Annotated in this window: 13 protein-coding genes; 5 read left to right on the plus strand and 8 right to left on the minus strand. The window is 63.2% G+C overall.

Going from position 1 to position 14,570, the window contains the following annotated elements:
* Positions 1–49 precede the first annotated feature (49 nt).
* Positions 50–835, minus strand: a complete 786-nt coding sequence (locus tag ACOOEX_RS16725; protein WP_420395892.1) for a 2-dehydro-3-deoxygalactonokinase — start codon at positions 833–835, stop codon at positions 50–52.
* Positions 836–1,140: 305 nt separating this feature from the next.
* Positions 1,141–2,091, minus strand: coding sequence for a GlxA family transcriptional regulator (locus ACOOEX_RS16730; RefSeq protein ID WP_420395893.1), 951 nt, complete (start codon positions 2,089–2,091; stop codon positions 1,141–1,143).
* Positions 2,092–2,202: 111 nt separating this feature from the next.
* Between ACOOEX_RS16730 and ACOOEX_RS16735 the strand changes: the two genes are divergently transcribed.
* From ACOOEX_RS16735 to ACOOEX_RS16750, 4 genes are read left to right on the plus strand one after another with little or no spacing between them, the layout of a single operon-like run.
* Positions 2,203–2,913, plus strand: coding sequence for a GntR family transcriptional regulator (locus tag ACOOEX_RS16735; RefSeq protein ID WP_420395894.1), 711 nt, complete (start codon positions 2,203–2,205; stop codon positions 2,911–2,913).
* A 10-nt stretch (positions 2,914–2,923) separates the two neighbouring features.
* Complete coding sequence (locus ACOOEX_RS16740) at positions 2,924–3,841, plus strand: dihydrodipicolinate synthase family protein (protein ID WP_420395895.1); 918 nt, start codon at positions 2,924–2,926, stop codon at positions 3,839–3,841.
* A gap of 3 nt (positions 3,842–3,844) precedes the next feature.
* On the plus strand, positions 3,845–5,341 hold the full coding sequence (locus ACOOEX_RS16745; protein WP_420395896.1) for an aldehyde dehydrogenase: 1,497 nt from the start codon (positions 3,845–3,847) through the stop codon (positions 5,339–5,341).
* On the plus strand, positions 5,338–6,666 hold the full coding sequence (locus ACOOEX_RS16750) for an NAD(P)/FAD-dependent oxidoreductase (protein WP_420395897.1): 1,329 nt from the start codon (positions 5,338–5,340) through the stop codon (positions 6,664–6,666). The genes ACOOEX_RS16745 and ACOOEX_RS16750 overlap by 4 nt, the downstream gene beginning before the upstream one ends.
* 9 nt (positions 6,667–6,675) lie before the next feature.
* On the opposite strand, the gene ACOOEX_RS16755 is transcribed toward ACOOEX_RS16750, so the two are convergent.
* The gene (locus ACOOEX_RS16755) at positions 6,676–7,278 is read right to left on the minus strand and encodes a TetR/AcrR family transcriptional regulator (protein WP_420395898.1); all 603 of its coding nucleotides are present in this window, start codon (positions 7,276–7,278) and stop codon (positions 6,676–6,678) included.
* Between the two features lie 87 nt (positions 7,279–7,365).
* Here ACOOEX_RS16755 and ACOOEX_RS16760 point away from each other — a divergent pair, with 87 nt between their 5' ends.
* Positions 7,366–7,821, plus strand: coding sequence for a cupin domain-containing protein (locus ACOOEX_RS16760; protein ID WP_420395899.1), 456 nt, complete (start codon positions 7,366–7,368; stop codon positions 7,819–7,821).
* A gap of 30 nt (positions 7,822–7,851) precedes the next feature.
* On the opposite strand, the gene ACOOEX_RS16765 is transcribed toward ACOOEX_RS16760, so the two are convergent.
* From ACOOEX_RS16765 to ACOOEX_RS16785, 5 genes are all read right to left on the minus strand, one after another.
* The gene (locus ACOOEX_RS16765) at positions 7,852–8,727 is read right to left on the minus strand and encodes a DMT family transporter (RefSeq protein WP_420395900.1); all 876 of its coding nucleotides are present in this window, start codon (positions 8,725–8,727) and stop codon (positions 7,852–7,854) included.
* Positions 8,728–8,767: 40 nt separating this feature from the next.
* Positions 8,768–10,801 carry an FAD-dependent oxidoreductase gene (locus ACOOEX_RS16770; protein ID WP_420395901.1) on the minus strand — a complete coding sequence of 678 codons (2,034 nt, stop codon included), beginning with the start codon at positions 10,799–10,801 and terminating at the stop codon, positions 8,768–8,770.
* A 1-nt stretch (position 10,802) separates the two neighbouring features.
* On the minus strand, positions 10,803–12,359 hold the full coding sequence (locus tag ACOOEX_RS16775; protein WP_420395902.1) for a trimethylamine methyltransferase family protein: 1,557 nt from the start codon (positions 12,357–12,359) through the stop codon (positions 10,803–10,805).
* 161 nt (positions 12,360–12,520) lie between these two features.
* The gene (locus tag ACOOEX_RS16780) at positions 12,521–13,273 is read right to left on the minus strand and encodes an ATP-binding cassette domain-containing protein (protein ID WP_420395903.1); all 753 of its coding nucleotides are present in this window, start codon (positions 13,271–13,273) and stop codon (positions 12,521–12,523) included.
* 1 nt (position 13,274) lies between these two features.
* Entirely contained in the window at positions 13,275–14,570 is a 1,296-nt protein-coding gene (locus ACOOEX_RS16785) for a sugar ABC transporter permease (RefSeq protein WP_420395904.1), read from the minus strand.

A 14,570-nucleotide genomic window follows, 5' to 3' on the forward strand; every position in this document is an offset into this window, starting at 1 on the left:
AAGGTTCAAGCCATGCTATGTGCGGTTTCCAGTCTGGCCAGAGGCGCAGCTAGGCGAAAGTTTCGCAAAGGCTCCGATAGGCGTGTTTCAGCCCCGCGAGCGTCATTGTGTCCGAGTCGCAGGTCTGGACAGCAGCACCCTGCCCGGACAACGCCTGTTCATAGAGAGACGACCAGGGGGATGAATTGACGATCATGATCTGTTTCCCCAGCCAAGCTGCCCTGATGCTGGCCAGTTCCATACCGATCAGCAACCCCTTCAGCCGTGCCTTGGCGGGGTCACCGTCGGACCGGGCGGATATCAGCCGTTGCGCCGTCATTTCCGGCTGGTTCAGCGCCTCCGAGACCGCGCCATGAAAAACACCCATATCCAAAGCGGGTTCGGACATGACACCGGTCCGTTCCCCCTGCGGGGCCAGCAGATCGAACAGCTCTAGCGTCATGAAAAGCTGTACATTGCGGACTTCTGCTGCATGGATCTGCACCCATTGCGTCTGTAGGTCGGGGATGCAGATCGCGCCATTGAATGCTGGCTTTTCGGCAGCGATCCCGCGGATCAGACCATGATGGGACAGCGATTTTTCGAGACCCTTTGCCGCCCCGAGGCCCGGTAGCGCATGCAAGGTGAACCTGTCGTCAGAGGTCGCGACCGGCTTGATCGGGGCGTCCGCCGGGCGGCGGGACGTCCCCACTGTTTCCGACGCGTATCCTGCCAGCCCGCTGACAATCACCGGTGTCTGTTCGCGGATCAACCACGGTCGCACCAGATTGAGCAGCACGATCTCGAAAGCATCGACGGCCACCTTCGCCAACCCTTGCGCCGAGCGGACCTTCATAAGGACCGCCCCATTCCGATCCATGGCCCATGCCCGCATTCCACCCGCACACGAATCCACCGCGATCCAATGCGGTGCCGCATTCTGGTTTCTCATTTCTTTTCGCCCCCAGCATTCCGGGCAGAGAATTGACCAATCTCGCAGATTCAATCCCCAACTCGCCATTCTTTAATAGGGTCGTTCTATTTCAAGGTCGACAAAAAACTATCAATTTAATGTCTACCCATATCGACAGGGTCATATGCAGCGACAATCCGGAACGCGGGATTCCTGACGCCGCGATCGGTTATGACCATCGCAACAGTTCAGGATATCCGGCCTCTTTGGCTGCCCGGCGCCACCCCGAAATGGGACTTGTAGCTTCGCGCGAAATGGCCTGAGCTCTTGAATCCACAGGCAAACGCAACCTCTGTCACAGGCATTTCGGTTTGCAAAAGCAGGTGCCGGGCCTTCTGAAGGCGGATATCGACCTGGTATTTCTTGGGTGAACAATTCAGATAGCGCCCGAATAGTCGCTCCAATTGCCGCACCGATATTCCAATCTCCGCCGCGATCTCGGCTGGCGAAATCGGGAATTCCACGGTTTCATTCATCCGGCGAATGGCGTGGCTCAGGTGGCTGTTCCGAATTCCGTGCCTTGCCTGGAAGGACAGGCGCTGTTCCGCGCTGGCATTGCGAACCGTGTTGTAAACCATCTGGTCGGCGACATCTGCTGCAAGCGTATTGCCGTGCCGGGCCTCTATCAGGTGCAGCATCAGATCGGCGGTTGCAGTGCCCCCGGAAGAGGTGACGGTCTTTTCATCCGCCACGAAGACGCTGCGTTGCAGGTTCACATCCGGAAACTCTTCCATGAAGGCGTCGTGATAGTCCCAATGGATCGCGGCACGTTGCCCGTCCAGCATCCCCGCACGCGCCAGAATCCATGTGGCCGAACAGAGACCCCCGATCTTCACCCCCCGACGCGCCTGCCGCCTGATCCCGTTCATCAGACTGCGGGTCGCGCGGCCTTGCACCCCGATACCGGACAGAACGAACAGGCGGTCCACCGAGGGCAGTTCGTCCAACGTGCAATCGACTTGACTGACGATCCCGTTGGAGCACGCAACGGTCGGGCCGGTCTCTGACACCAGCGTCCACTCATAGAGCGTCTCGCCGCTGATCAGGTTGGCAATGCGCAAGGGATCAACGGCACAGCCGAAGGCCATATGGGTCAAATCCTCGACCAACAGGAAAGCGAAGTGTTCAGGGCGTGGCATGGTCATGTCCTCAGGATAGCGTAGCTTTGGCCCGAACACGATTTGTATGCAATATGTATTTTATTTGCGCACGATCTTTGCTAGGCAAGCCGGGCAACGAAGGAAACCGCGATGCCCGATTCGACTCCAAGCCCCAAGGATACCTGCTATCAGGCGCTGAAAACCGCGATCCTGACGCTGGAACTTCAGCCCGGCGCCGATCTGGACGAGGCGAGCCTGAGCGCAGAGTTCGGACTGTCCCGCACCCCATTGCGGGAAGTGCTGCGGCGCTTGGCAGGGGAAGGTTATGTCGATCTGCGCCAGAACCGAGGCGCGCGGGTCAGCGAGATGTCCCACACCACCCTGCGCGATTTCTTCCTCGCCGCCCCGATGATCTATGGCGCGATCCTGCGGCTTGCGGCGGAAAACGCGACGCCTGCGCAGATTGAAAAGCTGAAAACCACGCAGGCCCGGTTCCGCAAGGTGCTACAACAGGGATCGGCCCGCGACCGCGCGCTTGTGAACAACCGCTTTCACGAGATTACCGGCGAAATGGCGGGCAATGTCTATCTGCTGCCGTCCTTCCAGCGCCTGCTGATCGACCACGCCCGAATTTCCATGACCTTCTACCGTCCGCGGGATGAGGCCATGGCCCGCAACGTAGGCGAGGCCGCCGACCAGCATGACCAGATCATCGCCGCGATCGAGGCGGGCGATGCCGACCGTGCCGCCGCTCTGGCCATCGACCACTGGAACCTGTCCCGCCACCGCATCGAGCTTTTCGTGATGCCGGGCGGGCTCGACTTGCCGCTTGGTGCGCCCCCGCGTGCCGTTACTGCCTGAGGAGAGGCCCATGACACCCATCTTCCGGTTCGAGGGGATCTATACGCCCGTCGTGACCCCCTTCCTGGATGACTACTCCGTCAACTGGGACGCTTTGGCCGATGTGATCGACAGCCTGATCGAGGACGGCGTTCACGGGCTGATCTCTGGTGGTTCGACGGGGGAAAACTACGCGCAAACGGTGGAGGAGCGGCTGGAGGTCGCCCGGTTTACCAAGGACCGCATCAAGGGCCGCCTGCCACTGGTCGTCGGCACGGGCGCGATGATGACGCCTGATTCCGTGGCGCTGGCGGCAGGTGCGAAAGAGATGGGGGCCGATGCCCTTTTGCTTGCCTCGCCCGCCTATTCCGTGCCGACCGACCGCGAAAACGCGCTGAATGCGCTGGCCATCGACAAGGCCGCAAACCTGCCGATCATGCTCTACAACTACCCCGGCCGGACCGGCACGATGATGGGCGAGGAATTCCTCGACCGCGTGGGCCGCAGCCGCAATTTCTGCGGCATCAAGGAAAGCTCTGGCGATATCAACCGGGTGCACCTGCTGGCCCGCGACTACCCCCATATCCAGCTTGGCTGCGGCATGGACGATCAGGCGTTGGAGTTCTTCGCCTGGGGCAGCCGGTTCTGGGTCTGCGGCGGGTCAAACTTCCTGCCGAAAGAGCACATCGCGCTCTACAAGGCCTGCGCGCTGGAGGGCAATTTCGACAAGGGCCGCCGGATCATGTCGGCGATGATGCCGCTGATGCGGGTGCTGGAACAGGGCGGCAAGTTCATCCAGACGATCAAGTACGGCGTGGACCTGAACGGGATCACCACGGGCCCCATGCGCCCGCCGCTCAAAGGGTTGAACAAGGACGACAAGCGCGCGCTGGAACAGGTGGTCGGCGTGCTGAAGCGCACCATTGCGCAGATCGAAGCGGAGGACTGAGAGATGGGCCTGCTGACACGCGACGAATACAAGGCGCTGGCCGCCGAGATGGACTTTCCCAATGCCGCCTATATCGACGGGGCCTACCGCCCGGCGGCCTCTGGCAAGACCTTTGCCACGGTGAACCCGGCCACGGGTGAGACGCTGACCGATGTGGCCGCCTGCGGGGCCGAGGACGTGGATTTCGCGGTGGCAAAAGCGCGCGAGGCGTTTGAAGATGGCCGCTGGTCGCGGATGCACCCGGCAGAGCGCAAGGGCATCCTGATCCGCTTCGCCAAACTGCTGACCCGCAACGCCCGCGAACTGGCGGTGATGGAAAGCCTCGACAGCGGCAAGCCGATTTACGATTGCGAAACGGTGGACATCCCGGAGACGATCAACTGCATCAAGTGGCACGCGGAAGCGATCGACAAGATTTACGATCAGGTCAGCCCCGCCTCTGACGATCACATCGCCATGGTGGTGCGCGAACCCATTGGCGTCGTGGGCCTCGTCCTGCCGTGGAACTTCCCGCTTCTGATGCTGGCGTGGAAGATCGGCCCGGCCTTGGCCGCAGGCTGTTCGGTGGTGGTGAAACCGGCGGAGGAGACCAGCCTGACCGCACTTCGCGTCGCGGAACTGGCGACCGAAGCAGGCCTGCCGCGCGGTGTGCTGAACATCCTTCCCGGCAGCGGGCCGGAGGTGGGCGAACCCATTGGCCGGCACATGGATATTGACGCGGTGTCCTTCACCGGATCGACCATCACCGGCAAACGCTTCCTGTCCTACTCTGGTGACTCCAACGCCAAGGAAATCACGCTGGAGATGGGCGGCAAGAACCCCGCCATCGTGATGGATGACGCGGAAAACCTCGACAGGGTCGCCGCGCATGTGGTGAACGGCGCGTTCTGGAACATGGGCGAAAACTGCTCTGCCTCATCGCGGCTTATCGTCCATAGGGACGTAAAGGCGGAGCTGCTGGAGCGCATCGCCCATCACGCGAAACAGTGGAACACCGGCGACCCACTGGACCCGGAAACCCGGCTTGGGACTCTGGTGTCCGAAGCGCATTTCAACAAGGTCTGCGGCTATGTGGAGAAGGCCGAAAGCTTCGTGATCGGCGGCAAAGCCGAGGGCGGCTTCGTCGAGGCAACCGTAGTGGAAATCCCCGGCAACGATCATGTTCTTGCGCGCGAGGAGATCTTCGGCCCGGTCCTGTCGGTCATCACGGTGGACAATTTCGATCAGGCGATCCGAGTGGCCAATGACACCGACTACGGGCTCTGTGCCTCGCTGTTCACCGCCAATGCCAAACGGGCCATTCGCGGCGCGCGGATGCTGCGGGCGGGCACCGTGACGGTGAACAGCTTCGGTGAGGGCGATGCAACGACCCCCTTCGGCGGGTTCAAGCAGTCTGGCTTCGGCGGGCGCGACAACGGCATTCATGCCCATGACCAGTACACCCAGTTGAAAACCATCTGGCTGGACCTCTCTGACGATGCGGATGAGGCCGTGGAGTGAGCGCATATCACGCCCGGCGCCTGCCGGTTCACAAAGGGCCGGCCGCGTGGTCGGCCATCCTGCCGGGGCAACCTGCCCCGGTTGTGTTGGAGGATAACATCACCACCGACGTAGCGGTGGTGGGGGCGGGCTTCGCGGGGCTGTCCGCCGCCCGGCGACTTCTGCAACTGGACCCGTCGCTGAAGGTGGCGGTGCTGGACGCAGGCCGCGTGGCCGAAGGCGCGGCGGGCCGCAACTCCGGCTTCATGATCGACCTGCCGCATGATCTGGCGTCAGACGACTACGCGGGGTCGGGCGATGACCGGACAGTTACGGCGCTCAACCGGCAGGCCATTGCTTTCGCCCTGTCGGCGGCCGAGGAATACGCCATCCCCCGCGATTTCGCGGACCCCGTGGGCAAGGTGAACGGGGCGGCCAGCGCGGCGGGTCATGCCCATAACGAAAGCTACGCGCGCCACCTGTCGACGCTCGGGGAAGCATCGGAGATGCTCGACGCCAAGGCGATGGAGGAGCTGACGGGGAGCGCATATTACCTCTCGGGCCTCTACACACCCGGCACCGTCATGCTGCAACCGGCGGGCTATATCCGGGGGCTGGCAGAAGGGCTGAAAGCCAAGGCTTTAATCCATGAAAACAGCCCCGTGACGGGCATCGCACGTATCGGCAATGACTGGCATGTCAGCACCATGCATGGCTCCGTTACCGCGCCCAAGGTGATCATGGCCAATAACGGCCAGCTCGAAAGCTTCGGCTTCGCGCGCGGGCGGCTGATGCATATCTTCCTATATGCCTCGATGACGCCGGTTTTGCCCGATGATGCGGTGAAAGGCGCGGACCGGTGGGGCGTGACGCCGTCCGATCCCATGGGCACCACCATGCGCAAGATCAGCGGGGTTCAGGGTGGCAGTCGGATCGTCACCCGAACAGCGGCGAGCTTCAAACCGGGGATGGTGGCCTGCGACGCGGCCCTGAAACGGGCGCGCAGTATCCACGACCAGAAATTTGGCAACCGCTTCCCGGACCTGCGCGGGATCGACATGGAGTTCACATGGGCGGGGCATCTTTGCCTCAGCCGGAACAGCGTGTCCGTCACTGGGGAACTGGAGGAAGGGCTCTACGCTGCCTGTTGCCAGAACGGGCTCGGGACCGCGCGGGGGACATTGACCGGCATGGGGGCCGCTGAAGTGGCACTCGGGCATGAGAGCGACATCACCCGCGCGTTGAGGGCGGAGCCAGACCCGACGCGCCTGCCGCCGCGGCCCTTTTCTGAAATCGGGGCGAATATCTACCTTCGCTGGAAGGAATGGCGCGCGGGGGCGGAATAGGTTGCGCGATCAGCCAATGTCATCCTGAGCAGCGGCCCCCAGAAACCGGTCAAGTATTGCCAGCGTCATGGTCGATACCGCATCCCGCGCCTGCTCTGGCCCCGCCCCGGCCACATCCAGAAGGGCCGTCATCGCCTCGATCCCGGTCGCGGGTGCGAGGGCCCGGACCAAAGCATCCTGGTCTTGCCGCGTCAGCCCCCCGTCGTCATCTGCCAGCGACTGCCAGTACATGCTGATACGGCGCGCGCCCCGGCGGACATCGCCCGTGCCCGACGCCGAAACCGTCAGCGTCCGCCCGAGGAACTGGCGAAAGCCCATCTCGTTTTCGAGTGCAAGATCAAGGAAGTAGAGGTTGATGGCGAGTAGACGGTCCCGCAGGCCGGCAGCTCCGCGCGTGATCTCCTCATAGGATTTCACCTCGATATCCAGCATTGCCTCCGACACGAGAATATCGGGGTCCGAGAAGTAGCGGTAAGCCGTGGCCTTTGACACGCCATGCCGCTCTGCCGCAGCGGCGACGGTCACGGGGGCGCCTTCGGTCAGAAGCTGGCGCGCGCCGTCAAGGATCGCCCTGCGTGTGCGTTCTTTCTGGGACGTTCTGCCCTTGGACATGCTGGCTCTCTCCCAATTATGAGACGCTTGTCTCATATTGAGAAGTGTGTATCATGAATGCAGGAATCAAGCAACAGGAAACACCCCATGTCGGATCGCGCACGCACATATAACGTCTTGAACATCCTGATGAAATTTCACGCCTTCCCAGATGAAGTGGACGGGAAATACTGTCTTGTGGAATGCACCGTTCCGCCAGGTGCCGGAGCACCCCCCAACCATCACGCTGGCGAAACGGAAGGGTTTTTCGTTCTTGGCGGGCAGATCGGATTCATGATCGATGGAAAGGAGATTCTTGCCGGCGAGGGGGATTTCATCTCGATCCCTGACGGGGCTGTTCACGCCTTCCAGGCCGTGGGTGACACGCCCGCGCGGCTTCTGATCCTGAACAGCCCCGGCAAAATGCACGAAGACTTCTTCACCGGGATCGGCACGGCCCTGCCGGACGGCCAGACCGAATTGCCGACCCCGTGCGAACCCGACATCCCTGCGGTTCTGAAGAAGGCAGAGGCGGTCGGCATGACTATCATGGCCCCAGCATAGGCGACCTGACCGCGCGCTGGCGGTACGTCGCTAGCGCGCCACCGGCACCCGGCGGCTGCGGCGGAGCGCTATGAGGTTCGACACCAGAAGCGCTCCGATCACCACCGCACCGCCAAAGATCGCCCAGATGCCCGGGTCTTCGCCCACCACCGCCCAGACCAGAAGCGGGGCGAGTACGGATTCCAGCAGGATCAGCAACGCCACCTCTGCCGAGCTCAGATAGCGCGGGCCAAGGACCAGAAGGCAGGAGGACGCGCCGATGATCGCCCCATGGGCAAGGAAGAGCGGCCATTCCGTGTGAAAGCTGGTCATCGGGTCGGCGAAGAAAGACATCATAAGCGCAGCCAGGAAATAGGCCACCGGCACCGCCGGGATCATCGAGGTGTCCCGCAACCGCCGCACCGCCGTCAGCGCGGCCGCGAATGAGGCGGAGGTGTAGAGCGCCCAGAGATCGCCCTTCCACGACGCCAGTTCATTCTCGCCCGAGCCATAGGCGATGACCCCGAGCCCCGCCAGAACGGCGGCGATGGTCCACAGCATCCGCCGCGTGATCGGCTCGCCCAGAAAGACCCGGCTGAAGACGGCGGCGAAGATCGGCATGGATGCGAGGATGAACACCACATTCGCCACACTCGTGTTGGCCACAGCCATGACGAAACCCGGCGCGGTGGAGGCCAGCAAAACGGTGTAGATCACACCCGACCAGCCGGTGCGCAGCACGGCTCGAAAGCCGCTCAAGCCCTGAAAGGCCAGCACGGCGGAGGCCACCAGTACACCCGCGATCAGCCCGCGCCAGAATACGATCACCGTGGGCTCCGCCTCGATCAGCCGCACGAAGAGTGAATCGGGCACCACTAGCAAGACGCCGCAGGTGGTAATCAGAAGGCCCTTGAGATGGTCGGTCATGGCGGTGACTGAGCGGCAGTTTGCCCCGGAAGTAAATCCCTTAAAGGGTTTTGCAGACCCTCAGCGCATCATAGACGGCAGCATGAATGTTGCGCCCCGCCACCGCGTCGCCGATCCTGGCGAGCCAATAGCGGCCTTCCGGATTCAGCACCCGGAACGGGTCGGTGCCCGCGATCATGGCCGCATGGTCAAGCTGGCCGAGGTTGGACGAGCCTTCCTTCAGCGCGTGATAAAGCGCGTCAGAGGGCGTCAGCCCATGTTCCACCACCACATGATCCACCTCGCGCGTGACGGTCTGCCCGGTCAGCACATGGCGCAGCGTGGCGCGCTGTTTCGGGCCGATTGCCTCGACGCGGATCATTTCGTGCAGGCAGGTCATCTGAACCCCGTCGCGGGCCAACTGGCGCAGGGCAACGGCGGAGGTCGTAGGGCCCAGATCGTGCAGCGGGCTGCGGTCGGGGGTGACCAATTCGATCGCACATCCCATCTCGGCCAAGGCATCCGCCGTAACGGCCCCGGGCTGGTCACCCGCCTCGTCCAAAAGCAGGACCGCGCCGGACGGCCGGGCCGCGCCGGAGAGCACATCCCAACCGGACAGGGTCAGGTCAGCGCCGGGGATCGCGGGCGGCTCTGGCCATCCGCCGGTGGCGATGATCACCGCATCGGGTGCTTCTGCCACAACGTCCTCGGCCTCAGCATAGCGATTGAGCCGGGTGTCGACCCCAAGCCGCTCCACCTCCGCGATCAGCCAATCGGCCACGCCCCAAACCTGTCGCCGAACCCTGCCCTTGCAGGCCAATAGCAGCTGACCACCCAAACGATCCGCGGCCTCCATCAGGATCACCTCATGGCCGCGCAGGGCAGATACCCGCGCCGCCTCCAGCCCGCCGGGGCCGCCGCCCACGACGACCACCTTGCCGCGCGTGTCGGCAGGGCCGATCACATGGGGCATCACCGCCTCGCGCCCGGTCGCGGCATTATGCCCGCAAACGGCGGGTTTGCCTTGATTTACCCGATCGACGCAGGCCCCGAGACCCACGCAGGGGCGTATCCGATCCTCCTCACCGCGCATCAGTTTCGCGACCAGATGAGGATCAGCGATATGAGCGCGAGTCATGCCGACAAGGTCCACATGGCCTTCGCTGACCGCATGACGCGCGGTGGCCAAATCGGCGATGCCGCCTGCGTGGATCACGGGCAGCCCCGTCGCCTGACGGATGCGGCCTGCGATCGGCAGATGCGGCGCCGAGGGCATGCCCATGGGAGGAACCCACCCGGCCAGACCCAGATCGTCATAAGGCGCACCCGCGAGGATATTGAGGAAGTCCACCTGCCCCGTCTCGGCCAGCATGCGGGCCACGGCAACGCAGTCATCGGCGGTCAGCCCGGCCTCTTCCAGCTCATCCCCGGTCATGCGGATGCCGAGGATCATCTCCGGCCCCACGGCAGCGCGCACCGCCGCCAGAACCTCCAGCGTCAGGCGCAGGCGGTTTTCCAGTGACCCGCCATAGTCATCCTCCCGGTCATTCACCAAAGGCGACAGGAATTGCCCTAGCAGGTGCGAATGCGAGAGCAGCTCGATCCCATCGAACCCGCCCTCCTGACAACGGCGGGCAGCGGCCACGAATTCGCCAACCACGCGCGCCATATCCTCCCGCTCCATCACCTTCGGAAACGCCCGGTGCGCGCGTTCGCGCCGCCCCGAGGGGCCAATCACCGGCAGCCAATACCCGTCGTCCCAAGCCGTGCGCCGCCCCATATGGGTGATCTGGCACATGATGGCCGCGCCATGGGATTTCACCCCATCCGTCAGCCGCTGGAACCACGGCACGATGCTGTCATCGCCCGCGTAGAGCTGCCCAAACACGGACGGGCTGTCAGGCGCGATATTGGTCGACCCGCCGACCATGGTCATACCGATCCCGCCCTTGGCCTTCTCTTCGTGATACAGCCGGTAGCGGTCGCGCGGATGGCCGTCCTCGACAAGGTTCGGGGCGTGGGCTGTGGAGATGATGCGGTTTCGGATCGTCAGATGGCGCAGCTGGTAGGGCTCCAGCAGGGGGTCGCGCGACACATCAATACTCCTGGTTCAGGGCATCGGCTGCCGGAATCTCCCGCTCACGCCGGGCGATGTAGTCCAGCAGCGCCTCGTTCTTCGCCTCGTCCAGACGGGGTTCCTCATACTCGCGCAACAGCTTGCGGGCATGATTGAGCGCCCGTTCGGTGATCTCCTTCGAGCCTTCTGCAACCCATTGCTCGATGGAATTGTTGTCGAAAAGCTCCGGCATGAAGAACGCCCGCTGAAAATTCTCCTGCGTGTGGGGATGGCCAAGGTAATGCCCCCCCGGCCCGATATCGGACACTGCCGCGATGCCTTCGTCGAAATCGTCCCACCGGGGGCCTTCCGCCATGCGGTAGGCCATGGCGCATTGTTCGGCATCCACCACGAACTTGGCCACGGAACAGTGCATCCCGGCCTCGTTCCAGCCCGCCGAATGCCAGATGTAATTCGCACCGGCATGCATCACCGCCGACAGGGTCGTAGCGCTTTCATAACCCGCCTGCGCGTCGAAAGTCTTGGCTCCGCCAAGCGTGTTCGAGGTCCGCCAGGGCACACCGTAGAACCGCGCCATCTGGCCGATCATGAAATTCATCAGGCTGATCTCTGGCGTGCCTGCCATCGGCGCACCGGATTTCATGGACACGGTAGACAGGTAGTGCCCGTAAATGGCCGGGCAGCCCTTGCGGATCACTTGCGTGTAAGCGAGCGCTGACAAAGCCTCGGCGTTCAACTGCGCCACAGCGGGCGCGACCGATGCGGGCGTGTTTGCCCCACCAAGCACGAAGGGGGAGCACAGAACCGGCTGGTTGCGGCGGCAGAACGCGCGCATCGCGCCGAGCATGGTTTCATCCCAGACCAAAGGTGAGTTGCCGTTGCAATTGCCGGTGGTGACGGGGTGGGTTTCGAGGAAGTCCTCCCCGAACAGCACCGCGCACATTTCCATCACGTCCTCGGCGTTCTTCGGGCTGGTGGTCATGCCCATGAAGGTCTTGTCCGAATGCTTCATCGAGGAATAGGTGATCCGCAGGTGCCGCTGGCTGATCGGGTGGTCGTAAGGTTCCACGATGTGATGCGCGCTGGAATGCAGCGCGGGCGACATGTGGCTGAGCTTGTGGAACATGGCCAGGTCCGCCAGCGTCGGGTTACGGCGCACATCGTCCAGATCCCGCAGGAAAGGCGCACCGGTCATCGGCACGAAGATCGACTGCCGCCCGCCAAGCCGCACATTGTTGGCCGGGTTGCGGGCATGATAGGTGAAGTCGGACGGGATCGTCGCGATCAGCTCCCGCACCAGCCCCCGGTCGAGATGCACCCGCTCTCCCCGCACATCCGCGCCCACGCGTTTCCAGTCCGCGAGAGCAATATCATCGCGAAACACGACCCCCACATTTTCGAGGATGTCCATCGAGGCACTGTCGATCCGCTCGACCTGCGCGCCATCCATCACTTCGCAATGCGGCAGCACATTGGTCAGCCCCGGCAGCATCCGGCTGTCGGTGACCATCCTCTGGCTGCGGCGGGCGTTGCGGCCACCGGTGCGGGTGCGGGTCTTGAGGGCGGTATCGGACATTCGCGGTCTCCATCCTGTGGGTGGATCAACTTGACCGCGCTTCGCATCACCGGACCTGCCCGAATGCGAAACGCGCTTGCAGGATACGACATGGGGTCGCTTCTCCAACGAAAAACGGCGGCCCCGATGGGACCGCCGCCTTGCTGAACTCTCGCCCCTTGTCAGGCGGCGTCTTCGTGCGGGTGCTTGCCGAGGATGATCATGCCAAGCAGATCGTCATCGGTCACATCCTTCACGTTGACGGTGCCGACAAGCTGACCGTTCTTCATCACGCTGGCCCGGTCACAAAGGTTCATCACCTGATGCACGTCGTGGTCAATCAGGAAGATCCCGATGCCTTCGGCCTTCAGCTGCTGGATCAGCTCCGCCACCATCTGGGTTTCATGGGGGCCAAGCGCGGCGGTTGGTTCGTCCATGATCAGGATACGCGCGTTGAAGTAGACGGCGCGGGCAATGGCAACCGACTGGCGTTGACCACCGGACAGGGCCGACACTGGCGCGTTGAACTTCTGGAAGTTCGGGTTGAGACGCCCCATGATCTTGCGCGTCTCCGCCTCCATCGCCGCATCGTCGACCAGCCCGAAGGGGGTCACAAGCTCCCGCCCGAGAAACAGGTTGGACGCCGCATCGAGGTTATCGGCCAGCGCGAGCGTCTGGTAGATGGTCTCGATATTATGCGCCCGTGCATCGCGCGGGTTGTTGATGGTGACCTTCTCTCCGTTGATGAAGATCTGGCCGCCATCGGGCTGATAGGCGCCCGACAGCATCTTGATCAGCGTCGACTTGCCCGCGCCGTTATGGCCAAGCAGGCCCACGACCTCACCGGGTTGCAGGTCGACCGTGACATGATCGACCGCCTTGATCCCGCCGAACGAGATCGACATGTCGCGCATTTCTACGAGTGGTGCAGTCATATCAGTGATCCCCCGTGCGCTTGCGATAGATGATGTCGATCAGCACGGCTGCGACCAGCACGACACCGACAACGATGTTCTGGTACGGCGCGTCGACGCCGACCATGGCCATGCCCGATTGCAGCGACTGCATGATCAGCGCGCCAAGGATCGCCCCGTGGATGGTGCCAAGACCGCCCGAGAGCGCCGTGCCACCGATAACCGCCGCCGCGATGACGCGCAGTTCGTCCAGCGTGCCGATATCGTTGGTGTGGTTGGCCAGACGGGCCGAGGCCACAACCGCCGAGATCGCGCAGAGCGCGCCCATCAGGGCAAAGATCTTGACCGTCAGCATGCGGGTGTTGATGCCCGACAGCTCTGCCGCGTCCGGGTTGCCGCCGGTGGCGAAGATATAGCGCCCAAGCCGGGTGCGGCGGGCCAGAACGGTCATCGCGATGGCGATCCCGATCAGCAGCAGCACCGAGATCGGCAGGCCGTAGGTGGTGGTAAAGCCTTCGGGCATCACCTCGCCGCGCGCCTCGAACATGCGTTCCAGGCGACGGCTCGGGATCTCGTAGGAGTTGAGAACCCAGATGAAGCCCATGATGACGGCTGCGGTGATCCCCGACAGGGTCAGTTCGGCCCAGACCGGTTTGACCGGGAAGCCATGGCTTGCCTTCGACCGGCGCCCGTTCCACATCGCGGCAACGGCGGCAACCGTCAGAACCGCACCCACGATCCACGAAAGGCTCGGCCCGAGCGTGCCGTTGATGCCGCCGAAGGCCATGAAGGTCTCATCCAGCGGACCGATGGTCTGACCTCGGGTCAGGAACCAGCCGACATTGCGCCAGACCAGCAGACCGCCAAGCGTCACGATAAAGGCCGGGATGGTCAGGTAGCCGACAAGATAGCCGTGGAAGGCCCCGATCAGCGCCCCTGCCGCGATGCCGACGATGATGGAGATCGGCGCGATCAGCGGATGGCCGAGCCCCAGCCCCATCATGTTGGGCAGGATATCGGTCTGCGTCATCGCCATGATCGCCGAACAGGTGGCCAGCAGCGCGCCGACGCTCAGGTCGATATGGCGGGTGACGATGATGAAGACCATGCCACAGGCCATGATGGCCACGGAAACGGTCTGGATCGTCAGGTTGAAGATGTTGCGCGGGGTCAGGAAGCGGCCTTCCGTAATGAAATCGAACCCGATGCAAAGGATGATGAAGGCGCCAACCATTCCCAATAGACGCGTATCCAGCTCCAGTTGCTGGACGAAACTCTTGCGCTGCGGGGGAATTGGCTGAGACGTGGTGTCGGTCAT

This window comes from Nioella sp. (genome assembly GCF_965215655.1).
Classification (GTDB): domain Bacteria; phylum Pseudomonadota; class Alphaproteobacteria; order Rhodobacterales; family Rhodobacteraceae; genus Nioella.